This window comes from Actinokineospora iranica, from assembly GCF_900101685.1.
GTDB classification, from domain to species: Bacteria; Actinomycetota; Actinomycetes; order Mycobacteriales; family Pseudonocardiaceae; genus Actinokineospora; species Actinokineospora iranica.
The window spans coordinates 145,814-169,209 of sequence record NZ_FMZZ01000009.1 but is presented as its reverse complement, the minus strand read 5'-3'; the positions used below and the strand labels follow the sequence as shown (position 1 = coordinate 169,209).

General features: G+C 71.1%; 18 protein-coding genes. 9 read left to right on the top strand and 9 right to left on the bottom strand.

All coding sequences use genetic code 11. The features are described 5' to 3' along the window. Window positions 1–110: 110 nt before the first annotated feature. The 4 genes from BLS56_RS19330 to sepH all read left to right on the top strand — a co-directional run bounded on the left by BLS56_RS19330 (window position 111) and on the right by sepH (window position 5,651). Window positions 111–1,277, top strand: coding sequence for a citrate synthase 2 (locus tag BLS56_RS19330; RefSeq protein WP_091452827.1), 1,167 nt, complete (start codon window positions 111–113; stop codon window positions 1,275–1,277). Between the two features lie 534 nt (window positions 1,278–1,811). Then, on the top strand, window positions 1,812–3,173 hold the full coding sequence (locus BLS56_RS19325) for a serine hydrolase domain-containing protein (RefSeq protein ID WP_091452824.1): 1,362 nt from the start codon (window positions 1,812–1,814) through the stop codon (window positions 3,171–3,173). 71 nt (window positions 3,174–3,244) lie between these two features. After that, a complete protein-coding gene (gene serC, locus BLS56_RS19320; protein WP_091452823.1) occupies window positions 3,245–4,381 on the top strand; it encodes a phosphoserine transaminase in 1,137 nt (378 codons plus the stop codon). A 244-nt stretch (window positions 4,382–4,625) separates the two neighbouring features. After that, a complete protein-coding gene (gene sepH, locus BLS56_RS19315; protein ID WP_091452819.1) occupies window positions 4,626–5,651 on the top strand; it encodes a septation protein SepH in 1,026 nt (341 codons plus the stop codon). Between the two features lie 868 nt (window positions 5,652–6,519). Here sepH and BLS56_RS19310 read toward each other — a convergent pair. Beyond that, a complete protein-coding gene (locus tag BLS56_RS19310) occupies window positions 6,520–6,762 on the bottom strand; it encodes a hypothetical protein (RefSeq protein WP_228771761.1) in 243 nt (80 codons plus the stop codon). 90 nt (window positions 6,763–6,852) lie between these two features. On the opposite strand from BLS56_RS19310, the gene BLS56_RS19305 reads away from it, so the two are divergent. Both BLS56_RS19305 and BLS56_RS19300 read left to right on the top strand, forming a co-directional pair. Then, complete coding sequence (locus BLS56_RS19305) at window positions 6,853–8,664, top strand: ABC transporter ATP-binding protein (RefSeq protein WP_091452816.1); 1,812 nt, start codon at window positions 6,853–6,855, stop codon at window positions 8,662–8,664. Then, window positions 8,664–10,523 carry an ABC transporter ATP-binding protein gene (locus tag BLS56_RS19300; RefSeq protein ID WP_091452813.1) on the top strand — a complete coding sequence of 620 codons (1,860 nt, stop codon included), beginning with the start codon at window positions 8,664–8,666 and terminating at the stop codon, window positions 10,521–10,523. The genes BLS56_RS19305 and BLS56_RS19300 overlap by 1 nt, the downstream gene beginning before the upstream one ends. 3 nt (window positions 10,524–10,526) lie before the next feature. On the opposite strand, the gene BLS56_RS19295 is transcribed toward BLS56_RS19300, so the two are convergent. Then, entirely contained in the window at window positions 10,527–11,129 is a 603-nt protein-coding gene (locus BLS56_RS19295; RefSeq protein ID WP_091452810.1) for a DUF2537 domain-containing protein, read from the bottom strand. Further along, complete coding sequence (locus tag BLS56_RS19290; protein ID WP_091452809.1) at window positions 11,129–11,947, bottom strand: TrmH family RNA methyltransferase; 819 nt, start codon at window positions 11,945–11,947, stop codon at window positions 11,129–11,131. Before BLS56_RS19290 ends, BLS56_RS19295 begins: the two co-directional genes overlap by 1 nt. A 175-nt stretch (window positions 11,948–12,122) precedes the next feature. Here BLS56_RS19290 and BLS56_RS19285 point away from each other — a divergent pair, with 175 nt between their 5' ends. Both BLS56_RS19285 and BLS56_RS19280 read left to right on the top strand, forming a co-directional pair. Then, a complete protein-coding gene (locus tag BLS56_RS19285; RefSeq protein ID WP_091452806.1) occupies window positions 12,123–13,622 on the top strand; it encodes a glutamate--cysteine ligase in 1,500 nt (499 codons plus the stop codon). A 53-nt stretch (window positions 13,623–13,675) separates the two neighbouring features. Beyond that, window positions 13,676–14,311: a superoxide dismutase gene (locus BLS56_RS19280; protein WP_091452804.1), complete on the top strand. Its 636-nt coding sequence runs from the start codon at window positions 13,676–13,678 to the stop codon at window positions 14,309–14,311. 532 nt (window positions 14,312–14,843) lie between these two features. On the opposite strand, the gene BLS56_RS19275 is transcribed toward BLS56_RS19280, so the two are convergent. The 4 genes from BLS56_RS19275 to BLS56_RS19260 all read right to left on the bottom strand — a co-directional run bounded on the left by BLS56_RS19275 (window position 14,844) and on the right by BLS56_RS19260 (window position 18,571). Next, window positions 14,844–16,109 (bottom strand): MFS transporter, encoded by a 1,266-nt coding sequence (locus BLS56_RS19275; protein ID WP_091452802.1) that lies wholly within the window; start codon window positions 16,107–16,109, stop codon window positions 14,844–14,846. A 104-nt stretch (window positions 16,110–16,213) separates the two neighbouring features. After that, a complete protein-coding gene (locus tag BLS56_RS19270) occupies window positions 16,214–16,669 on the bottom strand; it encodes a MarR family transcriptional regulator (protein WP_228771760.1) in 456 nt (151 codons plus the stop codon). 52 nt (window positions 16,670–16,721) lie between these two features. After that, window positions 16,722–17,114, bottom strand: coding sequence for a YunG family protein (locus tag BLS56_RS19265; protein ID WP_091452797.1), 393 nt, complete (start codon window positions 17,112–17,114; stop codon window positions 16,722–16,724). Then, entirely contained in the window at window positions 17,111–18,571 is a 1,461-nt protein-coding gene (locus BLS56_RS19260) for an NCS2 family permease (protein WP_091452796.1), read from the bottom strand. Before BLS56_RS19260 ends, BLS56_RS19265 begins: the two co-directional genes overlap by 4 nt. Before the next feature lie 17 nt (window positions 18,572–18,588). Here BLS56_RS19260 and BLS56_RS19255 point away from each other — a divergent pair, with 17 nt between their 5' ends. Next, window positions 18,589–18,873, top strand: coding sequence for a DUF2530 domain-containing protein (locus tag BLS56_RS19255; protein ID WP_228771759.1), 285 nt, complete (start codon window positions 18,589–18,591; stop codon window positions 18,871–18,873). A gap of 184 nt (window positions 18,874–19,057) precedes the next feature. Here the strand turns inward: BLS56_RS19255 and BLS56_RS19250 are convergent, their stop codons facing one another. After that, window positions 19,058–22,006: a sacsin N-terminal ATP-binding-like domain-containing protein gene (locus BLS56_RS19250; protein WP_091452793.1), complete on the bottom strand. Its 2,949-nt coding sequence runs from the start codon at window positions 22,004–22,006 to the stop codon at window positions 19,058–19,060. Further along, the gene (locus tag BLS56_RS19245; RefSeq protein WP_091452790.1) at window positions 22,003–23,394 is read right to left on the bottom strand and encodes a DUF3027 domain-containing protein; all 1,392 of its coding nucleotides are present in this window, start codon (window positions 23,392–23,394) and stop codon (window positions 22,003–22,005) included. The genes BLS56_RS19250 and BLS56_RS19245 overlap by 4 nt, the downstream gene beginning before the upstream one ends. Between the last annotated feature and the right edge of the window lie 2 nt (window positions 23,395–23,396).

Genomic DNA, 23,396 nt, shown 5'->3' with positions numbered 1-23,396 from the left:
AAGGAGCATGGTGACGCCAGCCGTGCAGTGGAGCCCGGCGCGGGCGACCTGTCTTGACGCCGCTGCCGCTGTGCGTGAACCGTCGGGGACATGGCGTGAAAGGCGAAGCAATGCGCAACGCGGTGCAGGACATCGACCAGGCTCCACCCTCGGTGGCCTCGGCCGACGAGCCGGACGACGGTTTCCGTCCCGGGCTGGAAGGCGTGGTGGCCTTCCGCACGGAGATCGCGGAACCGGACCGGGACGGCGGCGCTCTGCGCTACCGCGGCGTCAACATCGAAGACCTCGTGGGCAAGGTCACCTTCGGCAACGTGTGGGCACTGCTTGTCGACGGCCGCTTCGGCCCCGGCCTGCCGCCCGCCGAGCCGTTCCCGCTGCCCGTGCACTCCGGCGACGTCCGGGTGGACGTGCAGGCCGGTCTGGCCATGCTCGCCCCGATCTGGGGTTACCGCCCACTGCTCGACATCTCCGACGACGAGGCCCGCGAGCAGCTGGCCCGCGCGTCGGTCATGGCCCTGTCCTACGTGGCGCAGTCCGCCCGCGGCATCCACCAGCCCGCGGTCCCGCAAAACCGCATCGACGAGTGCAACACGATCACCGAGCGCTTCATGACCCGCTGGCGCGGCGAGCCCGACCCGGCCCACGTCAAGGCGGTCGACGCGTACTGGGTATCCGGCGCCGAGCACGGCCTCAACGCCTCGACCTTCACCGCCCGGGTGATCGCCTCCACCGGCGCGGACGTCGCCGCGTCCCTCTCCGGCGCCATCGGCGCCATGTCCGGCCCCCTGCACGGCGGCGCCCCCGCCCGGGTCCTGCCGATGATCGCCGAGGTCGAGAAAACCGGCGACGCCACCAAGTACGTCAAGGACCTGCTGGACCGCAAGGAACGCCTCATGGGCTTCGGCCACCGCGTCTACCGCGCCGAAGACCCCCGCGCCCGCGTCCTGCGCCGCACCTGCCAGGAACTCGGCGCCGAACGCTACGAGGTGGCCGCCGCCCTGGAACAGGCAGCCCTAGCCGAACTCCGCGAACGCCGCCCCGACCGAGCCATCGAAACCAACGTCGAGTTCTGGGCGGCGGTCATCCTGGACTTCGCCCAGGTGCCCCCGCACATGATGCCCGCCATGTTCACCTGCGCCCGCACAGCGGGCTGGTGCGCGCACATCATGGAACAGAAGCGCACCGGCCGCCTGGTCCGCCCCGCGGCGAAGTACGTGGGCCCCAGCCCCCGAACCCCAGAGGAAGTCGACGGCTGGGACGCCATCTCCGGCGCCTGACCCCTCAGTTCGACGGCAAGCCCCGCACCGAGCGCTCCGCTCATATGCGGGGCTTGCCGCTTTCCGAACCCTGGACTCGCAGCCCGCACCGCGCCCTGAAAGCAGCCCCGCGTACGCGGGGAAGACAGCTTGTCGAACCGGTCGATGTAGGCGCGCAGGGGAACAGCCCCGCGTGCGCGGGGAAGACCAGGTCACGTTCTGGACCCGCCCGGACGGCCACGGAACAGCCCCGCGTGCGCGGGGAAGACACTAGTTGACCTGCGGGTTCACGAACCAGAACAGCGTTTTGCACTCACTTTCAGTCAGTCTGCGAGCTTCCGGAGCACTCGACCAATGCCTCCCGGCAGTGAGATCCGCCGATCCCCCACGCGCGACGGCAAACCCCACCCTCCCCGGGGGGCCGCCCCGCTCCAGTCTATCGGCTCTGGGGCCAGACGGAAGGCCCGCGCGAAACCTGTGGACAACTTCGGCGATTGTGGATAACTCGGGCCCTTCCAGGCAGGTTCCGTCGGGCGATGGCCGACAATCGGAAGCATGTTGCAGACCACTGAGTTCGCGTTGCTCCGCCGGATCGCGGCCGAGCAGGCCGGGAGCCGGGCGCCGTCGTTGGTTGCGGGGGTTGTCCGGGGAGATCGGCTTGCCTGGACCGGTGCGCGGGGGAAGGTCGACGGGGCCGTGCCGACGACCGACACCCAGTATCGGATCGGGTCGATCACCAAGACGTTCGTGGCCGTCCTGGTGATGCGGTTGCGCGACGAGGGCAAGCTTGACCTCAACGACGCGTTGGACAAGCACATGCCGGGCACGTCGTTCGGGGCGGTCACCATCGCGCAGTTGCTCGCGCATACCGGCGGGCTCACCTCCGAGTCGCCCGGCCAGTGGTGGGAGCGGGCCGAGGGCGGGGATTGGCCCGCGCTGGAGACGAGCCTGGTGGAGGGGGCGCTGCGGCACCGGTCGGGCGCGCGGTTCCACTACACCAACGTCGGCTACGGCGTCCTCGGCGAGCTGGTCGCCCGGCTGCGGGGCACCACCTGGCTCGACGCGCTCAACACCGAGATCCTGGCTCCGCTCGGCATGACCCGCACGACTCCGCACCCGCGGGCGCCCGCCGCCACCGGGTGGGCGGTGCACCCGTACGCCGACGTCCTGCTCAGGGAGCCGACCCCGGATGCCGGGGCGATGGCGCCCGCGGGCCAGCTGTGGTCCACCGTGTCCGACCTGGCCCGGTGGACCCGGTTCGTCGGCGGCGACACCGGCGATGTGCTGCACCCGGACACGGTGGCCGAGATGCGCGAGCCCGCGCACGTCGAGGACGACGCCACCTGGACGTCCGGCTACGGCCTCGGCCTGCAGACCATGCGGATCAACGGCAGGCGCCTAACCGGGCACGGCGGTTCGATGCCCGGGTTCCTGGCCATGGTCCTCAGCGACCAGAACAGCGGCACGGGCGCGCTGGTCATGGCGAACACGACCTCGGGGGTGGCCGTCGGCGCGGTCGCCAACGATTTGATCGAGCTGGTCGAGCAGCACGAGCCCGCGCTGCCCGCGGAGTGGGAGCCGATGGCGGAGGCCGACCCTGAGCTGCTCGCGCTCACCGGCCAGTGGCACTGGGGGCCGACCCCGTACGTGCTGCGGCTGCTGCCCGGCGGCTGGCTCAGCCTCGCGCCGGTGTCCACCCGGGGCCGCCAGTCCCGGTTCCGTCCCGAGGGCCGGGACACCTGGACCGGTCTCGACGGCTACTACGCGGGCGAGACCTTGACGCTGCACCGTTCCGCCTCCGGTGCGGTCACCCACCTTGACCTGGTGACTTTCGTGTTCACGCGGGAGCCGTACGGCACGCCGGAGGCCATCCCGGGCGGGGTCGACGAACAGGGCTGGCGGACCAGAGAGGGCTGACGAGTGCGAGACTGGGCAGGCCGCTCCGCCGAGGCAGGCGGGGCCACGTCAACACCGCGAAAGGCGCCGAGATGACCCAGACCGCCGACCCGAGCACGCTGGAGATCCCCGCGGAGCTCAAGCCCTCCGACGGCCGATTCGGCTGTGGACCGTCGAAGGTCCGGCCGGAGCAGGTCGCCGCGCTGGCATCCGAGGGAGCCGCGCTGCTGGGCACCTCGCACCGCCAGAAGCCGGTGAAGTCGCTGGTGGGCCGGGTCCGCGCGGGCCTGCGCGAGCTGTTCTCCCTGCCCGAGGGCTACGAGGTCGTCCTCGGCAACGGCGGCGCCACCGCGTTCTGGGACGCGGCCGCGTTCGGCCTGGTCCGGGAGCGCTCGCAGCACTTCACCTACGGCGAGTTCTCCGCCAAGTTCGCCTCGGTGACCAAGGGCGCGCCGTTCCTGGCCGACCCGATCGTCGTCAAGGCCGACCCGGGCAGCGCCCCGGAGTTCACCTACACCGACGGCGCCGACCTGGTGGCGTGGGCGCAGAACGAGACCTCCACGGGCGTGGCCGTCCCGGTGCTGCGGCCCGCCGGGTCCGATGGCGCGCTGGTCGCCATCGACGCGACCTCCGGCGCGGGCGGCCTGCCGGTCAAGGCCGAGGACTTCGACGTCTACTACTTCGCGCCGCAGAAGTCGTTCGCCTCCGACGGCGGGCTGTGGCTGTCGCTGATGAGCCCCGCGGCGTTGGAGCGGGTCGCCGAGATCGGCGCGTCCGACCGCTGGGTGCCGGAGTTCCTGTCGCTGACCACCGCGCTGGACAACTCGGTGAAGGACCAGACGTACAACACCCCGTCGGTGGCCACGCTGTTCCTGCTGGCCGAGCAGATCGACTGGATGCTGGCCAACGGCGGTCTCGACTGGACGGTGTCGCGCACGAAGGACTCGTCGCAGCGGCTCTACACCTGGGCGGAGAAGACCGAGTACACGACGCCGTTCGTGGCCGACCCGGCGCTGCGCTCGCAGGTCGTCGGCACGATCGACTTCGCCGACTCGGTCGACGCGGCCGCGGTGGCCAAGGCGCTGCGGGCGAACGGCATCGTCGACGTCGAGCCGTACCGCAAGCTGGGCCGCAACCAGCTGCGGGTGGCGATGTTCCCGGCCATCGAGCCGGACGACGTGACCACGCTCACGAACGCGATCGACTGGGTGGTCGACCGGCTGGCCTAAACACGGGAACCACTTGGCGCACGAGGCCGTCCGGAGACGGGCGGCCTCCGTCGTGTCCCACGCGACACGCCCGGGCGAACGGGTGAACCAGGGCTGAACCCGGATGCGGGAGGGCCGATGAGTACGGCAAGATCACAAACGGATGTCACGGGGATCGCGGCGCGCCTAGCGCGTCAAGGCGACTCGCCGATCTACCGTGGGAAGCTGGCGAGTGAAGTCTGCTCATGTCGCAGGGAGGTTCGCGATGCGCGCGCTGCGGGTCGTCGGGCTCTCGGATGACGGCAAGACCGTCATCTGCGAGGACCCGGCACGTGGCGAGCGTTTCACCCTCCCCGCAGACGAGCGGTTGCGTGCGGCCGCCCGAGGAGACGTCACCCGACTCGGCCAGATCGAGATCGAGCTGGAGAGCCAGATGCGTCCTCGTGAGATCCAGACCCGCATCCGCGCGGGTGAGTCCGTAGAGCAGGTCGCCGAGGCCGCGGGCATCCCCGCCCACAAGGTGGAGCGGTTCGCCTACCCGGTCCTGCTGGAGCGTTCCCGCACCGCCGACCTCGCGCAGCGCGCCCACCCTATCCGCGAGGACGGCCCGGACCTGCAGACCCTGGGCGAGGTCGTCCAACACGCGTTCACCCTGCGCGGCCAGGACTACACGGCCGCCACCTGGGACTCCTGGCGCGGCGAGGACGGCAAGTGGGTCGTGCAGCTGTGCTGGAACGCGGGCCGGTCGCTCAACAGCGCCCACTGGTCCTTCCACCCCGGCGCCCACGGCGGCACGGTCACCCCCCTGGACGACCACGCCCACGACCTGCTCGACCCGCAGCCGAACAAGCCGCTGCGCACGGTCCGCCCGGTCACCGAACTCGCCCAGGCCGCCCTCAACCTCGACCACCACCTCCCGGTCACCGCACCGGAACCGGACCCGGAGATCGAGGCTGTGTTCGCCCCGCCGGTGGCCCCCGTGCCCACCCCGGTCGTGGTGGAACCAGCACGCCGGGACCCGGAGCCGAGGACGGAGGAACAGGACTTCGTCGAGGACTTCGAGCTCATCCCCGAGCCGGAGCCCGCCACCGCCCCCGAGGAGCCCGCCATCCTGGCATCTGACCACCCCGAAGACACCCCCCGCCCGCGCGGCGAGGACCACCAGGACGCTCTGATCGAGGAGCCCGCCCGCAAGGTGGAACCCCCCAGGCGCGGCAAGGCGAAAAAGGCCCGCCCGATCGTCCCGTCCTGGGAAGACGTCCTCCTGGGCACCCGCTCCAACCGAGGCTGACCAGCGCCAGGCCCCGCCCGGCACCCACCTCACTCCCCCGCGTATCCCGCTCCCCCAGGGAGCGGGATACGCGTCGTGGCTGCCGAGCCGATCACCAAGCGCTCGTGATGAGCAGGCGGAACAGCAAATTGCCTCGTCCGCACAGCCGGCACCTTCATGGGAGAGGGCAGACAACACGAGGACAGCCGAGCGATGGCCACAACCGGAACAACCCCCGCCTGCGCGGGGAGAACGTGCCACATGGCGAAGCGGTGCGCGTCGAGTGCGGAACATCCGCGCGCGCGGGACGGGCGAGCGCAAGAGCGCACTCACCTTGGTGGAAACGGAGCATCCCCGCGCGCGGGGAGGGCACTCCCGGCCTAGGCGACCTCGGGGGAGCACCCCCCGTGCGCGGGGAGGGCCACAGGTGATGCAGCCTGCATCGGCCGACGGAGAACATCCCCGCATCGCGGGGAGGGCGACCTCCCGGCCGACGAGCGAGCCGGGCTGCTGGGAGCACCCCGCGTGTGCGGGAAGGGCATCGCGATCCCGCCGTCGGAGCGGCCAGCGGCTGGAGCATCCCCGCGTGTGCGGGGAGGGCAAGGTCCCGTTTCTCACGCCAGCTCTACCTGCGGAGCATCCCCGCGTGTGCGGGGAGGGCTCTATTACGGGTAATTGAGTGCACCCCGCGCGGGGGAGCATCCCCGCGTGTGCGGGGAGGGCGCTGGTTGACCTGCGGGTTCGCGAGTTGAAACAGTGTTTTGCATTCGCTCTGGTCAAGCTTGGGCCTGGTGATCCGGTCAGCCGCCGCTCGCGTCTGGAGCAGAGTGCTCAGGCACAGCGGTCGCGCCCGCTTCCCGTCGACTGGCTTTCACGAAGGCTGCGAGCGCTAGAGAATCGTGGCGGGGACGGCGTCCAGGAGGTTCAGGTCCCAGCCCTCGCGTTCGCACCAGTCTTCTGCGGCTTCCCGGGTCAGCCAGGTGGCGGTGTCGGGGCGGGAGCGGCCGAGGCGGGTCCAGCCGTCCGGGGCCAGCAGGTGCAGTTGGCCGTCGCGGAGGGCGAGGAGCCTGCCCTCGGGGAAGGCCATGCTGGGTTCCGTGCGGAGGAAGCGCACGGGGTCCGGTCGTGTCATGGGGACCATGATGCCGCCCCGGGTGCCGGAAAACCGGATGACCGTCCGCACTGGGGATCGCTAACGTCCCTGTGGAGGACAGGGAGCGAAATGGACGCGACGACGTCGGTTCACCCCGCGCCCGGGGACGGCGATTCCACACCCACCGGCAGTATCGCGGCTTTGCGGCGGCTCACCCCTTATCTGCGGCCGGTTCGCGGCCGGTTGATCGGGTCGGGTGCGGCTGTGCTCGGGTCGATGGTGTGCGGGCTGATGATTCCGCTGGTCATCCAGCGGGTGCTGGATGGGCCGGTCGCCACCCGGGACACCGGGCCGCTGCCGTGGCTGCTTTTGGCGGTCGCGGTGTTGGGAACGGCGGAGGCGCTGCTGTTCTACCTGCGCCGCCGGTTGGTGGCGCGGGCGAGCACGCGAGTCGAGGCGGAACTGCGCGCCGACCTGTACCACCACTTGCAGCGGCTGCCGATTTCCTTTCACGACCGGTGGCAGTCGGGGCAGTTGCTGTCGCGGGCGGTGTCGGACCTGTCCACGATTCGTCAGTTCATCGCGTTCGCCGGGATCTTCCTGGTGGTCAACTCGATCACGCTGGTGCTCGGGTTGTTGGTCCTGTTCTGGCTTTCGCCGATGCTTGGCCTGATCACGCTCGTCTTCGCCGCGCCGCTGGTGATGATCTCCTCGCGGTATGAGTCGGGGTACCAGGTGTTGGCGCGGCGGTCGCAGGACCAGGTGGGTGATCTGACGACCACGGTCGAGGAATCGGTGCTGGGCATCCGGGTGCTCAAGGCATTCGGCCGCGGACCACAGCTCACTGCCCGCTTCCTCAAGCAGGCCAACGACTTGCGGAACACGGAGCTGGCGAAATACCGGCTCCAGGCGAAACTGTGGGCGGCGATCCTGCTGCTGCCCGAGCTGGGCATCGCGGCGCAGCTGCTGTTCGGCACGTTCCAGGTTGTCGACGGCACGATGACGGTCGGCACGCTGGTCGCGGGTGTCACCGTGGCCAGTTACCTGAGCTGGCCGACCGATTCGATCGGCTGGCTGCTGGCCGAGTCGAACCAGGCGGCGACCGCGTCGGCGCGCTACTGGGAGGTGCGGGACGCGCGAATCACGGTCACAGACCCGGAATCGCCGCGCCCGCTGCCTGTCGACGGCAAGGGTGAGGTGCGCTTCCACGACGTGCGGTTCCGGCACTCGGGTTCGGGGCGCGAGGTGTTGCGCGGGGTGGATCTGACTGTCCGTCCAGGTGAGACAGTCGCGCTGGTCGGGCCGACGGGGTCGGGGAAGACGACGCTGACCGCGCTGGTGCCGCGCTTGGCCGATGTGACCGGCGGCAAGGTGACCGTCGACGGGATGGACGTGCGTGATCTGCGGTTGGCCGATCTGCGCACGGTGGTGGCGATGGCGTTCGAGGACCCGGTGCTGTTCTCGGCGAGCGTGCGGGAAAACGTCGCCCTCGGGTCGCCGGGGGTCACCGACGAGGATGTGCGGGTGGCGCTGCGGATCGCGCAGGCCGAGGACTTCGTGGACCGGCTGCCGTGGGGCCTGGACACCCGCATCGGCGAGGAAGGCCTGTCGCTTTCCGGCGGGCAGCGCCAGCGGCTGGCCCTGGCCCGCGCGGTCGTGGGCAAGCCGCAGGTGCTGGTCCTGGACGACCCGCTGTCCGCTTTGGACGTGCACACCGAGGCCGAGGTCGAACACGCTCTGCGCAGCGTGCTTTCCGGGGTCACGGCGCTGGTCGTGGCGCACCGGCCGAGCACCGTGCAGCTCGCCGACCGGGTCGCCCTGCTCGACGGCGGGCGGATCACCGCTGTGGGCACCCATTCCGATCTGCTCGCCACCAACCCCGACTACCGCGACCTTCTGTCCACAATGGATGAATCAGCCGACGAAGAAAGCGTGGCGTGATGACCACCACCGCGCCGAACGGCACCGCGGACGACGACTTCGCCTGGCGGGGCGTCGCGACGGAGGACACCGAGGAAGTCACCCACGCCATCGGGGTGAAGCTGCACGCCCGCTCGCGCGCGCTGCTCGCCACCCTGGTGCGCCCGGTGGCGGGGCGGACCGCGCTCGCGTTTCTGTTGGTGGTGCTGGAAAACGTCGCGCAGCTCTCCGGGCCGCTGCTCATCGCGGCCGCGATCGACACCGGCATCCCGAACGCGATCGCCGGGGACACCACGGTTCTGGCGTGGTGCGTGGGCGGATACGCGTTCTGCGGCTTGGCGTCCGCGGTGGTGTGGAACGTCTTCCTGCGGCTGTCCAGCCGCATCGGCCAGGCCCTGCTGATCGACCTGCGGCAGCGGATCTTCGAGCACGCCCAGCGGCTTCCGCTGTCGTTCCACGAGTCCTACACCTCCGGCAAGGTGATCTCCCGGCTCACCAGCGATGTCGACGCGCTGGACGACCTGCTGGAGGTCGGCATCGACGACCTGCTCACCGCGGTCCTGTCGCTGGTCGGCATCTCCGTGCTGATGCTGTGGCTCGACCTGCCGCTTGCCCTGCTGGTGCTGGCCGGGCTGGTGCCGCTGGTGCTGGTCACCCGCTGGTTCTACCTGCGCTCGAACCTGGCGTACCGCAGCACCAGCGGCGCCATCGCCAAAATCATCGTGCAGTTCGTGGAGAGCATGAACGGCATCCGCGCGGTGCAGGCGTTCCGCCGCGAGGGCCGCAACGAGTCGATCATGAACGGGCTTAACGTCCGCTACCGCGACGCCAACGCCGACGCGCTCACCGTGATGGCCAGGTTCACCATGAACGTTCGCCTGGTAGGAAACCTGACACTGGCTCTGGTACTTGCCATCGGCACCTGGCGGGTGGTCGACGGCGGCCTGGAACTGGGCGTGCTCACCGCGTTCCTGCTTTACCTGCGCCGGTTCTACGACCCGCTTGACGACATCGCGCAGTTCACCAACGCCTATTCCTCCGCCATCGCCTCGCTGGAGAAGATTTCCGGCCTGCTGCAAGAGAAACCGGAGGTCGCCGAGCCCGAGAAGCCGACACCGCTGCCGAAGAACCCGGGCCAGCGGGGCCGCTCGATCACCTTCGAGCACGCCGAGTTCCGCTATAGCCCGACGGCACCGGTGGTGCTGCCCGCGTTCGACCTCACCGTGCCCGCAGGGCAGACCGTGGCCCTGGTCGGCCCGACCGGCGCGGGCAAGTCGACGCTGGCCAAGCTGGTGGCCCGGTTCTACGACCCGACCTCGGGAACCGTGCGGCTGGACGGGATCGACCTGCGCGAAGTGTCCGATGTGGACCTTCGCGCGGCGGCGGTCATGGTGACCCAGGAGAACTTCCTGTTCAGCGGCTCGGTCGCGGACAACATCGCGCTGGGCAAGCCGGACGCGACCCGCGCGGAGATCGAGGCGGCGGCGCGGGCGGTCGGCGGGCACGAGTTCATCACCGCCCTGCCGGAGGGCTACGACACCGACGTGCGCAAACGCGGCGGCAGGCTCTCGGCGGGCCAGCGGCAGGTGATCGCGTTCGCCCGCGCTTTCCTGGCCGACCCGGCGGTCCTGGTGCTGGACGAGGCCACCTCCAGCCTCGACGTCCCCACCGAACGCGTGGTGCAGAAGGCGTTGGAGTCCGTGCTGGCCGACCGCACCGCGCTGATCATCGCCCACCGCCTGTCGACGGTCCTGATCGCCGACCGCGTCCTGGTGGTCGACGACGGCCGGATCGTCGAAGACGGCTCCCCCGGCGCCCTGATCAGCGCGGACGGCCGCTTCAACGCCCTGCACACCGCCTGGCGCGACTCCCTGGTCTGAAAGTCACTGCCCAAAGATGATGAAGGGAAGGGCCAGCCAGCCCAGGGCGATGCCCGCCGCGACGCCGACCGCGACCCAGCGCCAGGTCGGGGCCTCGCGGGCCAGCCAGACCGAGGGCAGCAGACCCGCGCTGACCACGAGGTTCGAGCCGATCGCCAGCAGGGGGTTGGTCTGGTAGAGCGTCACCGCCAGGGTGAGGACCGCGGCCAGGACCAGCACCGTGGTGAACGCGGAGATCAGCAGCCCGGTCCCCCACGGGGTGGGCTCGGCGGGCACGGCTTCCCGCTCCGGCTCGGCTACGGCAGCGGGTGGTTCCACGACTGACACCTCTCCGGAAAGCGGGTCCATATAGCTGATCGGGGCGCCCATGGCGCTGGCGACCCGGGTGGCGAGCTGGCGGCCCCGACGGGAGACGACGTGCGCGGCGGAACCGGCTTCCTCGCTGCCGCCGCGGCGCACGGCGCTGACCACGCGGGCCCATTCGTGCAGGTCGGCCGACAGGTCGCCGCCGAGGGCGAGGCTGTCCGGGTCGACCTCGCGGGTGCCCGCGCCATCGTCACCGTCGCCGATGAGGACGGCACGCTCGTCCTTGGCGCGCAGTTCCATCAGCTACCCCCTTCGCTGGATGCGTTGAGCGCGTAGAAGGCGACCGCGGCGGCGGTGGCCACGTTGAGGGAGTCGACGCCGCCCGCCATCGGGATCCTGACCGCGGCGTCGGCCGCGTCGATCGCGGCGTCGGTCAGTCCCGGGCCCTCCGAGCCGAGCAGGACCGCCACCCGTTCGCCTGGGCCGACCGCATCGGACAGCGGTACCGAATCCGCCCGCGGGGTGAGCGCGAGCACCCGGAACCCGCTGTCGCGCAGCCACTTCACCCCGTCCGGCCACGGCTCGATCGGCGCGAAGGGCACCGCGAGGACGTGCCCCATCGACACCCGGACGCTGCGCCGGTACAGCGGGTCGCTGCACCCGGGGGCGAGCAGCACGGCGTCGACGCCGAGGGCGGCGGCGTTGCGGAACAGCGCGCCGAGGTTCTCGTGGTCGCCGACGCCTTCGAGCACGGCCACCGTGCGGGCGCGCTCGACAAGCTCAAGGGGGTCGGGTGCGGGCGCGCGGTCGGCCGAGGCCAGGACACCACGGTTCAGATGGAAGCCGACCGTCTCGGCCATCACCTCGGCGGTGGCGACGTAGGCGGGCGCGTCGATGCCGTCGAGGTCCTCGGCCATGGCCTCGATCCGGCGCCGCACACCGAGCAGCGCGCGCACCGGGTAGGGCGAGGCGAGCAGCCGCCGCACCACGACGACGCCCTCGGCGATCACCAGACCGCGCCCGCCCGGCCGGTCCGGTCGCCGGTCGGCCGTCGACAGGTCGCGGAAATCAGCGAGCCGAGGGTCCCCCGGGTCGCTCACCTCGATCACCTGCGCCACAGGGGCAGTCTCCCATGTCGGTCCCGGCGGTGAATCCGGATCGCGTCTTGCTTGCTCTGTGTTACATACAGATAACGCACTGCACCAATTTGGCCGCTAGCCCGGGGGTGATCACTGTGAAAATCTTGGCGTCCCGGGCACGTGCCGGGCCGCGAACCTGCAGACGGGAGGCGGCATGGGGCAGGACGTATCGACCAACGCTTTCAGCCGAGAAGACCGACAGCGTTACCGGCATAAAGTGCAGCGGTGCCTCGACGCCCTGGAGCGGATGCTCGCCGAGGGCGGGTTCGCCGACTCGCCGCCGCGGATGGGCGTGGAAATCGAACTGAACCTCGTCGACGACGCCCTCCAGCCCGCGATGCTCAACCGAACGGTCCTGGAAAAGATCGATGACCCCTGCTACACGGTCGAATTGGGCCAGCACAACCTCGAACTCAACGCCCGCCACCGGCCGCTGCACGGCGAGCAGTCCGCCGAACTGGAGGCCGAGCTGCGGCTCTCACTGGCAGGCGCGGCGGCCAAAGCCCAGGACGCTGGCGCGTCCCTGGTCATGATCGGCACCCTGCCGACGCTGCGCCGCGAGCACTTCGACGCCAAGTGGCTCTCGCACAGCCCCCGGTTCCGCGCGCTCAACGACGAGATCTTCGCCGCCCGCGGCGAGGAGCTGATGCTGCGCATGGAGGGCTCGCCGATGCCCGGGCAGCGCCCGGAGCGGCTGCGCGTCATGCAGGACACCATTCTCGCCGAGTCGGCGTGCACGTCGACCCAGCTGCACCTGCAGGTGGCGCCGGAGTCGTTCGCGGCCAACTGGAACGCGGCGCAGTGCCTGGCTGGCGTGCAGGTGGCGATCGCGGCGAACTCGCCTTTCCTGCTGAGCAAAGCGTTGTGGCACGAGACGCGGATTCCGCTGTTCCTGCAATCCACCGACACCCGGCCCGACGAGCTCAAGAACCAGGGTGTGCGGCCCAGAGTGTGGTTCGGGGAGCGGTGGATCACCTCGATCTTCGACCTGTTCGAGGAAAACGTGCGCTACTTTCCCGGGCTGCTGCCCGAGATGGACGACGAGGACCCGTTCGAGGCGCTGGATTCGGGACGGGCGCCCAAGTTGGCTGAGCTGCGGCTGCACAACGGCACGATCTGGCGGTGGAACCGGCCGGTTTACGACGTGACCGATGACGTGCCGCACCTGCGGGTGGAAAATCGGGTGCTGCCCTCGGGACCGACCGTGGTCGACCTCATCGCCAACGCGGCCTTCTTCTACGGCGCCCAGCGCGCGCTCATTGGCGATGATCGTCCACTGTGGACGCAGATGTCGTTTCAGGCGGCCGAGGAAAACCTGCACGCGGGCGCCCGGCACGGCTTCGACGCGCAGCTGTACTGGCCGGGCATCGGCTGGGTGCCGCCGGACGAGTTGGTACTGCGCAAGCTCCTGCCGATGGCGCACCAGGGCCTCAAGGACTGCGGGGTCTCCGACGCCTGCCGGGAGCGGTACCTGGGGGTCATCGAGCGCCGCTGCCTGGCCCGGCGCACCGGCTCGTCCTGGCAGCGCGAGACCGTGGCGCTGCTGGAGACGCGCGGACTGACCCGGGACGCGGCACTGGTCGGGATGCTGCGCCGCTACGTCCGCCTCAGTGCCGCCGGCGAGCCGGTGCACACCTGGCCGGTCGACCCCTGAGCCTTCTGCCAGTATGTTGCAATTAGTACCGACTGGCAACAAGGAGACCCCCCGTGGCGCCCTACGCCCTGCCCGACCTGGACTACGACTACGGGCAACTCGAGCCGGTGATCATCGGCGACATCAACGAACTCCACCACAGCAAGCACCACGCCGCATACGTCAAGGGCACCAACGACACCCTGGAGAAGATCGCCGCCGCCCGCGACAAGGGCGATTTCGGCGCGATCGTCGGCCTCGAGACCACCCTGGCGTTCAACCTCGCCGGGCACACCCTGCACAACCAGTGGTGGAAGAACCTCAGCCCCGACGGCGGCGACAAGCCCACCGGCGAACTCGCCGCGGCCATCGACGAGCACTTCGGCTCATTCGACAACCTCCGCGCCCAGCTCAACGCGGTCTCCGGCACCATCCAGGGCTCCGGCTGGGGCGTGCTGGCCTGGGACCCGATCGGCGAGCGGCTGATCACCCAGCAACTCAAGGACCACCACTCGAACCTGTCGATCGCCACCACGCCGCTGCTGGTGTTCGACACCTGGGAACACGCGTACTACCTGCAGTACAAGAACGTGAAGACCGACTACATCGAGAAACTCTGGAACATCGTCAACTGGGCCGACGTCACCGCCCGCTTCGACGCCGCCCGCGCGGGGACCAACGGCCTACGTCCCCCGGCCCCCGCCGCGTAACCCCCTGAGCCCGGCGGCGGATGCTCCGACAAGTTGAAACCGCCGTGTGAAACGCGAGACCCCCGCGCCGGACGCTTGGCGCGGGGGTCTCGCTGTTCCCGAACTGACTGCCGCTCCCACCACGAAGCGACGAGACTTAGGTTAGCCTTACCTCTCTGGTCCACGCAAGAGGGTGCGCCTCAATGTTCCGTGAAGACGGTCTCCATACACCCGTTTGGCCCAGCTTCTCGCTCGGCGCGCTTGGTTGTCCACAGGCTCGCGGAGTTGTCCACAGGTTTCGCGGTGCTCTTCTTTTGAGCCCCACTCCACCCCATCGAGCACCTGGCAAGGCCGGGTGCTGTTGGCAGGAGGGCGGGTGTGCTCCTGGCTCCCCCCATCGAGGAACTGGCAGGTCGAGTACGGCTTGTGGGGGCGGGACGGCCTGCGAGGCCTGAGCAACGGGGGTGTTGGGCTTGTTGGCTTTGGCAGGTTCGCTCTGTCGACCGGTCTGTCTTGGCGGTGACCGAGGGGCTGGGGCGTGGAGGTTCGCGGGTTAGCGGGATACGGGGGTTTTCCTGCGCCTGGTCAGGAGCCTGCCCCAGTGGGTTGCCGGGTGGTCCACTCCGCCTCGTTGGATGAGGACCAGGCCGCAGGTCACCGCTGCCATGGCCGCGATGGCGCCGCCGATGATGAAGGGGGAACGGCCGCCCCATTGGTGGGCCATCCAGCCGGTCATGGGGGCTCCGATGGGGTTGCCGCCCAGGAAGACGAGCATGTAGAGGCCCATCACCCGGCCACGCATTTCTGGGGCTACGGCTAGTTGCACGGTGGCGTTCGCGGTGGTCATGAAGGTCATCACGCTGAAGCCGACGGGGATCAGGGCCAGGGCGAACGTGGTGTAGGTGGGCATGAAGCCGACGAGGATTTCCAGGACTCCGAAGCTGAACGCGGCGCCTAGGAGGAGGCGGGTGCGGGGGGTGCCTCTGCCGCTGCGTCGGGCTGCCCAGAGGGCTCCGGTGAGGGTGCCCGCGGCCAGGGTGGTGGTGAGCAGGCCGTAACCGTCCGCGTCGCGGTGGAAGACGGTTGCGGCGGCGACGGCGAGGGTGACGAAGAAGGTCATGCCGAAGGTGCTGACGAAGAACACGAGCACCAGGACCGACAGGATGTCGGGGCGGTGGCGGACGTAGCGCAGGCCCTCGCGGAGTTGGCCCTTGCTGCGGGCCAGTTTCTTGCCGCGGATCAGTTTCCTCGGGTCCATTCGCCACAGGGCGATGATGACGGCGACGGTGAACAGGGCGTTGGCCAGGAACAGCCAGCCGGTGCCGATGAGGATGATCAGGCCGCCCGCGATGGCCGGGCCGACGACGCGGGCGAGGTTGAAGCTGGTGGAGTTCAGGGCGACCGCGTTGGCTACCTGGGCGCGGCCGACGATCTCGGCGACGAACGACTGGCGCACCGGCACTTCGACCGCGGAGAACGAGCCGAGGACGAAGCACAGCAGGTACACGTGCCACACCTCGACCAAGCCGGTGACATCGAGGAGACCGAGCACGAGGGCGCACGACGCGAGGCCGATCTGCACGCCGATCAGGAGTTTGCGCTTGTCGAGCCGGTCGGCGAGCACGCCAGCCCACAGCGAGAACATCAGTGTGGGCAGGAATTGCAGCGCCGCGGCGACGCCGAGCGCGACCGGGTCGTTGTCGGTGAGCACCAGCACCAGCCAGTCCTGGGCGATGCGCTGCATCCAGGTGCCCACATTGGACACCACACTGCCCGCGGCGAACATGCGGTAGTTGCGGATTCGCAGCGAGGAGAACATCCCCGGCCGCTGCGTGTCCGAAGTGGACGATGTGGCCGCGATCGGCCTATGCGGTGGCGGGGAAGAGTTGTGCCGCTCTCGGGTACCGTCCGCATAGGCTCGCACTAGTTCTGATTCCCCGCCATCCTGTCGATGATCTCGGCGGCTTGGGCGAGGATCGCTCGCTCACCGTCGTCGAGTTCGGCCAATCGTCGGTCCAGCCACGCTTCGCGCGCGGAGATGTCCGCCTGGATGTAGGCGGTGCCCGCCTCGGTCAGCGCCACGATCGCCTGCCGCCCGTCCCGCGGGTGCGGGGAGCGGGTGAGATAGCCCGCGTCTTCCAGGGCCGCGATCACCCGGGTCATCGAGGGCGGCTGCACGCCTTCCTTCGCGGCGAGTTCCCCCGGCGAGAGCGGGCCGCACTTGTGCAGGCACGACATCGCCGAAAGCTGGGTCAGGGTGACCAGGGCGGCCGAGGAGGTCTCTGCGCTCGCGCGCTGGGCGCGGAGCCTGCGGTTGAGCCGCACCACGGCCAGTCGCAACCGGCTGGTGAGCGCTCGTTCGGCCGACTCCTCCGACACAATGCTTAGCATAACTCACTAAACGGCCGTGTACTACCCGTTACGTCCTAGCTCACAGCGCGTCGAGTGCCCCGAACACGCGCGCTCGCAGCAGTTCGTACTGCTCCCGGCAGCGCTTGGGCGGGCCGGGCGGGCGGGCGACGACCTCGCCAGGCCCCACCACCTCGTCCACCGCGAACTGCTCCCTGGTCAGGTCGACCTCGACCACGCCGACCCGGTTCCACCAGTGGTACCCGACCCGGCAGCCCAGCCCATCACCAGCGCGGACCTCGGCGAGCACGAGGTCGCCGCCGATCAGGTCGTGCAAGACCAGCGCGGTGGGACCGCACTGGCCGCGGGCGGGGTTGTTCGGGCGCCCGTCGGCCAGGTCGTCGGGGTCGCAGGTGTCGCGGCCCCAGCCGGCGCGGATCGCGGCTTCGATGGCGGCGAGGGTGGGCGGGGTCATCCGAGCGCCGCCCTGACCGGGTCGATGGCGAAATAGACGACGAACGCGGCGGCCACCACCCACAGCAGCGGGTGCACGCCGCGGGCCTTGCCGGTGACCGCGCGCAGCAGGACGTAGCTGATGAACCCGGCGCCGATGCCGTTGGCGATGGAGTAGGTGAACGGCATGACCACGATGGTGAGGAACGCGGGCAGGGCGACGGTGAAGTCGGTGAAGTCGATTTCCCGGATCTGGCCCATCATCATCGCGCCCACCACGACCAGCGCGGGTGCGGCTGCCTCGATCGGCACGACCCGGTAGAGCGGTGTCAGGAACATCGCGGCGAGGAACAGCACGCCGGTGACCACATTGGCCAACCCGGTCCGCGCGCCCTCGGCGATGCCCGCGGCCGACTCGATGTAGACCGTGTTGGAACTCGACGACGCCGCGCCGCCCGCGACCGCGCCGACGCCGTCGACGAACAGCGCCTTGCTGGTGTTGGGCAGCTGGCCGTCCGCGTCGGCCAGGCCCGCTTCCTTGCCCAGGCCGGTCATCGTGCCGATGGTGTCGAAGAAGTCGGTGAGCACGAGGGTGAACACGAGCAGCGCCGCGGTGATCGCCGGGACCCGCCACCACGCGCCGAAGGAGATGTCGCCGACCAGCGACAGGTCCGGCAGCGACAGGACATCGTCGGGCAGCGCCGGGTAGCCCAGGTTCCAGCCCTTCGGGTTCACCCCCCGCGACGGCCCGACCTTGGCGATGGCCTCGACGACGAGGGACAGGGCCGTCGCGGCGAGCACGCCGATGAGGATCGCGCCGCGCACCCGCTTCGCGATCAGGACACCCATCAGCACCAGCCCGACCACGAACACCAGCGTCGGCCAGGACGCGATCGACCCGTTGATGCCCAGCCCCACCGGCACCGTCGTGCCCGCGCTGTCCGGGATTCGCCGCACGAACCCCGCGTCGACCAGCCCGATCAGCGCGATGAACAGCCCGATGCCCACCGCGATCGCCGACTTCAGCGGCCCGGGCACGGCGTTGAACACCGCGGTCCGCACCCCGGTGACGACCAGCAGCAGCACGACGACCCCGTTGACCACCACCAGCCCCATGGCTTCCGGCCACGTCATCTGCGGCGCGATGGTGACCGCCACCAGCGTGTTGATGCCCAGCCCGGTGGCCAGCGCGAACGGGAAGTTGGCGACCAGCCCGAACAGGATGGTCATCACCCCGGCCACCAGCGCGGTCACCGCGGCGACCTGGTCGACCGGCAGGATGTCGCCGAACAGGTCGCGGTGCGCCGCCGCGTCGTCCGCGGCGACACTGCCGATGATCAGCGGGTTGAGCACCACGATGTAGGCCATGGTCACGAACGTGACGAGCCCGCCGCGCACTTCCCTGGCCGGGGTCGAGCCACGTTCGCTGATCCTGAAGAACCGGTCGAGCGCGGAGCGGGGCGGGGTGTCCGTGGCCATGCCGTAGCCTCCCGGTTGTGGCGGGACCGACCGAAGAGCACCCCAAGGCCCCCCTGCGCCCCGTGCCCCCGCTCCCGCGGCGGCTGCTGGCGCTGGGGCCCATCGTGTACCTCGGGACCGGCGTCTGGTTCCTGGCGGCGATCGTCCTGCTGATAGCCCGCTACGGCTTCGACAGGACACCGCCGATCTGGCTGTGGACGGCGTTGTCCGGTGCGGCACTGGGCATAGTAGGTGCTCTGGTCATGCTGTGGCAGCGTCGCGCGGCGAACCGGGGGTCTCGGGGGGCGCAGAAGCTCGACTAGTCCGTGGGTGGGGTCGGGTTGTGTGGGTTTGCTCGATGGGGTGAAGTGGTTCGGGACTCTCGTGGGTTGGCTCGATGGGGTGGAGCACTTGGCGAGCGCAGGTTCTTCCTGGCAGATGCTCGGGTTTGCTGCTTGACCCCATCGAGCACCTGGTGGGTGCTTGCCTGCCTGGCAGGAGGACGGCTCAGGTGAGGTAGTGGGCCGGTTCCTCGATCAGTGCGGTGAAGGTGTGGCGGTCGGTCCAGCGGTCGGTGGTCCAGGCCAGGGCGCGGGCCAGTGCCTCGGGGGTGTCCTCGCAGTGGACGACGTCGTCCACCACCCACCAGGTGACGTTGTGTTCGCCGGTTGCGGTGCGGACCAGAAGTTTGTCGTGGACCATGGCGCTGCCGACGGGGATCTCCACGTGCAGGAGTTCGCAGGCCGCGGCCACCGCGCCGAGGTCGGACCAGGGGACGGGCTCGCCGGTGGAGGCGATCTCGCCGCCTACCTCTTCTGTGGCCAGGGGGAGGTCCAGCAGTTCAGCCAAGGGTTCTGCCAGGGCGAAGTCGGGGCCCGCCGAGACCACCTGGTCCTCTTCGAGGACGGCGAGCAGCCAGGGGGCGTCGAGGATGACGCAGTCGGTGGAGACGGTGCCCGCGAGGGTGCGGGTGTTCTCCGGGAGGCGGACGTCGGCCGGGTCGAACAGCTCGTCGGACACGGCCTCGGCGAGGGCGGCGTGGGTGCGCAGGACCGCGCCGGGGTGCAGGCCGCGGTCGGGGTCGCCTAGGCGGATCAGCAGGTCTTCTGCGTCGTCGGCGTTGTCTACGCGCAGTTCGGTGCGCACGCCGATGGCGGCCAGGACGCGCGGGTCCACGCCGATGTCCGGCAGCACGTCGTAGAGGCCCGCCAAGTCCTCGGCCTCGGGGAGCCGCCAGTCGCTGGGGGCGGCGCCGTCGAGGACGGCGTTGCGGGCGATCCACCAGCCGGTGTAGCCACCTGCCTCGTGCAGGGCCCGCCAGGTGTCCGGTTCGGCGGCTAGCAGGCTCAGCGCGCGCGGCCAGGCGTCGTCGGTGACCAGGTCGAGGTCGCGGACGGCGAGGACGCGGGCCGGGGGCTCGGGCTGGGCGTCCCACCAGTCGGCCTCGTCGGCCAGGCCGTGGTCGGGGCCGGTGGGGGCCTCGTCGGTGACCAGCGCGAACGCGTCCAGGACGCCGAGGGCGGTCAGGACGTGCTCGGGCCACTCCGCGGCGATCGACTCGGCCAGCACGCCCACGGGCGCGTCCTCGTCCAGGACGTCCAGCAATGGGGAGCCGGGCAGCGCGAGTTCGTCCGCGCGCCGCCAGTCGCCGACGGAGTCCGGCAGCGCGAGGGCGCCGAGCCAGGGGCGTTCTCCGGTGCGCACACCGGCGTCGCGCACCAGCCGCAGGACGACCGAGACCAGGCCGGAAATGTCCACACCGGACTCGACGTCGTCCAGGCTGCGTTCCACCGCGTCCTGCAGGCCGCCCGCGTCGAGCAGGTCGACCGCGCTGCCGCGGTGCGCGCCGAGGCGTTCGAGCACCGGGTGCGCCGCGCGCGGGTGGACCACGCGCAGCGCGCCCACTTCGCTGCGGGTCAACAGGTCCAGCAGTTCGGCGTCGTCCACCAGGACCGCGCCGCGCGGGCCGGGCAGGGTGCGGCCGTCGGCGAGCGGGACGGGCAGGCCGCCCAGTTCCATGCGGGCGGTGGCGTCGGTCTCGGCCGCGGGCGCCAGCGCCGTGTAGAGCCGGTGCCACCACTGCGGGGTGCGGGTGGTGCCGGTGATCGCGGCGACGACCTCGGCGAGCCGCAGCCGGGGCACGTCCAGGGCGGCGAGCGCGGCGGCGTGCGGCTGCCCGGACAGGGCGCCGTCGGCGAGGTTGGGGATCACCTCGGACAGCAGGTCGGCCAAGCCGTCGGACTCGACGTCGAGGACCTGCGCGCGGGCGGGCGCGAGCCAGCGCGGCTCTTCCTCGCCAGCGGCAGGCAGCCAGGATGCCTTGCGCAGGGCGGCAAGCAGCAGATCGCGCAGCTTGTCGTCCACTTCGGACAGCGGGAAGCCGACCAGCGGCACCAGCGCCGTCCGGTGCGCCGCGGGAGCCAGCGCCACCAGGTCCGGGTAGGCGCGGGCGGCCTCGGCGAGCACGGCGTCGGCCGCCGCCCCGGGCCGCAGCCGCCGCCGCGACGGCTCGATCGGCAGCGTCGCCACCAGCCGCGCGGGCAGGGACAGCCGCTCGTCGGTGGGGGTGGGCGCGTGCAGCACGTCGTCGCCGAGGGGTTGCGGCACACCGTCCTGGTCGACCTTGGCCGCCCAGCAGACTGTCCACTGTGGCCGTTCGCGGGCCTCGACGCCCAGGCTCGCCACGATTTCCCGTGGCAGCACGCCCTCGACCCGGTGCAGCAGCCAGGACGCGACACCGTCGGGCCCGTGGATCGCCACGTGCGCCGGGTCGGCGTCGACCCGCCACCACGCGGCGTCGCCGATCTCGATGCGGCTCAGGGCGGGCAGGGCGAGCAGCAGGTCGACCGCCTGCGCGGCGAAGCCCGCGAGCAGCGCGGCGCCGTCGACGTCCGCGCGCAGCGGCAGCCGGACCTCGGTCGCGAACCCGGCGGGCGGCTGCTCTTGCGCTGCCGTGGGCCACACCAGGCGCAGCACGGGAACGCGCCCGCCGCGGTCGGCCGCACGGGCGGCGAGTTCGGGGTGGTCGGCGAGCGCGCGCCGGGTCTCGTCGGCGGAGAAGGCGACTCCCCCGCCCACCGACACCACCCGCGGCGCGTCCGTGACGGCGAGGACGGCGGCGAACCCGACGCCGAACTGCCCGACCCCCTGCGCGGGCCGCTTCGCCGACGCCCGCAGCGACGCCAGCGCGGTCACACCGTCGGCGTCCAGCGGCCGCCCGGTGTTGGCCGCCCGCACCTCACCGTCCACAAGGGACACCCGAAGCGTGCCGGGCCCCTCGGCGGCGTCGGCGGCGTTCTGCGCCAGCTCGACCAGCAGCCGGTCCCGGTATCCGCCGAGGTAAAGGTCTTCCTCAGCGTTGGCGTCTTCCCGAAAACGGGTCGGCGACGAGGCCCACGCGCTCAGCACGGACGCCCGCAGCGCCGCGGTGCCGAACGGGTCGTCGGGGGCGCTCACCCGCGCTGGTCGGACTCGGGCTGACCGGACGGGTCAGCGGCGATCTCACCCAACTCCACCCCGGCCACAGCCTGCTCGACGGCCTCCGCCGACGGCTGCCCGGCACTCCCACCCGCGCCGTCACCGGTGTCTTCGACACCCGCGCCCGGCTCGGATTCGGCCTCGACCGAGTCGGCGGTCACCTCGGCCGCGCCGGACTCGACACCAACCGGTTCGCCCGGCTCGTCACCAGCGGGCGCGCCCGCGATGCCAGCGGGGACGCTGGGTTCGACGCCAGCCCACTCGCCCACCGGCTCGACGGACGCCACAACCGCGTCCGGCTCGACAGCGGCCTGGTCGCTGACGACCGGTTCGGTGGACACGCCTTCGATCGACTCGGCGGCCACATCCGACTCAGTGGCAGCCGCGTCGGGCTCCGCGGCCGCATCCGGCTCGGCGGACGCCGCGGGCTCGGCCTCGGTCGAGTCGTCCGCACCGGGCTCGGCGGCACTCTCCTCGGCGAGAGGTTCGCCGGTCGCGTCTTCGGTCACCTCGACCGGGTCCGCGGGGGCGGCCTCGTCCACGGGCGGGACCTCGGGGACCTCGGCCATCTCGGCGGCCGACTCGTCCTCGGCGGGCGGCTCGTCCTCGGTCGGGGCGACGCGCACGATGTCGAGCTGGGCGTCGTCGTAGATCAGGTCGGCCACCAGGACCGGGGAGACCTGCTCGACCTCGGCCTCGGAATGGGCCCCGCAGCCGTAGCCCGCGTGCACGACGCGGCCGTCGGCGGGGGCGATCTCGTTGCCGCAGACACCGAAAGCCGCGCGCAGCGAACCCGCGACCGGCAGGTAGAAGCCGCAGGTGCCGCACGGCGCCGGGGCGTTGCGGGCCATGTCGGCGCCGGGGCCGAACTCGCCGCTCTGCCAGCGTTCCGCGGCGTCGACGCGGCCGAAGCGGGACAGCACCCGGGTCCGGCCGATGCCGGTCTCCATGGCGACTTCCTCGACGGCCGGGTCGTCGGACTGGAGGTACGCGGGCGCCAGGCGCGGGTCGTCGGGCGCGGTGGGCAGCAGGTCGCCGACGCCGAGGTCGCCCGCCTGGACCCGGTCCTGCCACGGCACCCACGGCGGCGCGACCAGCGCGTCCGGGCCGGGAAGCAGCACGACCTCGCTGACGGTCACCGGCTCGCCCTGGCCCGCGCTGGCCACGGTGACGGCCCAGCGCCAGCCGCGGTAGCCGGGTTTGTCGGCCTCGAACAGGTGGGTGGCCGAGTTCGCGTCCTCGACGCGCACGGAGACGTGCTCGCCGACCTCCGCCCCGGCCTGGACCCGCGCGGCGGCGCGCGCGAACTCGACCGCCGCGATCAGCGCGGGGTCGGTCACGGCTTCTGGAGCTGGCGTCGAGGTCATCA

What these genes read in the sequence shown, in the direction of transcription:
- BLS56_RS19330 (WP_091452827.1), top strand. Translation starts at nt 111, where the DNA reads ATGCGCAACGCGGTGCAGGACATCGACCAGGCTCCACCCTCGGTGGCC.
- BLS56_RS19325 (WP_091452824.1), top strand. Translation starts at nt 1,812, where the DNA reads ATGTTGCAGACCACTGAGTTCGCGTTGCTCCGCCGGATCGCGGCCGAG.
- serC (WP_091452823.1), top strand. Translation starts at nt 3,245, where the DNA reads ATGACCCAGACCGCCGACCCGAGCACGCTGGAGATCCCCGCGGAGCTC.
- sepH (WP_091452819.1), top strand. Translation starts at nt 4,626, where the DNA reads ATGCGCGCGCTGCGGGTCGTCGGGCTCTCGGATGACGGCAAGACCGTC.
- BLS56_RS19310 (WP_228771761.1), bottom strand. Translation starts at nt 6,762, where the DNA reads ATGACACGACCGGACCCCGTGCGCTTCCTCCGCACGGAACCCAGCATG.
- BLS56_RS19305 (WP_091452816.1), top strand. Translation starts at nt 6,853, where the DNA reads ATGGACGCGACGACGTCGGTTCACCCCGCGCCCGGGGACGGCGATTCC.
- BLS56_RS19300 (WP_091452813.1), top strand. Translation starts at nt 8,664, where the DNA reads ATGACCACCACCGCGCCGAACGGCACCGCGGACGACGACTTCGCCTGG.
- BLS56_RS19295 (WP_091452810.1), bottom strand. Translation starts at nt 11,129, where the DNA reads ATGGAACTGCGCGCCAAGGACGAGCGTGCCGTCCTCATCGGCGACGGT.
- BLS56_RS19285 (WP_091452806.1), top strand. Translation starts at nt 12,123, where the DNA reads ATGGGGCAGGACGTATCGACCAACGCTTTCAGCCGAGAAGACCGACAG.
- BLS56_RS19275 (WP_091452802.1), bottom strand. Translation starts at nt 16,109, where the DNA reads ATGTTCTCCTCGCTGCGAATCCGCAACTACCGCATGTTCGCCGCGGGC.
- BLS56_RS19265 (WP_091452797.1), bottom strand. Translation starts at nt 17,114, where the DNA reads ATGACCCCGCCCACCCTCGCCGCCATCGAAGCCGCGATCCGCGCCGGC.
- BLS56_RS19260 (WP_091452796.1), bottom strand. Translation starts at nt 18,571, where the DNA reads ATGGCCACGGACACCCCGCCCCGCTCCGCGCTCGACCGGTTCTTCAGG.
- BLS56_RS19245 (WP_091452790.1), bottom strand. Translation starts at nt 23,394, where the DNA reads ATGACCTCGACGCCAGCTCCAGAAGCCGTGACCGACCCCGCGCTGATC.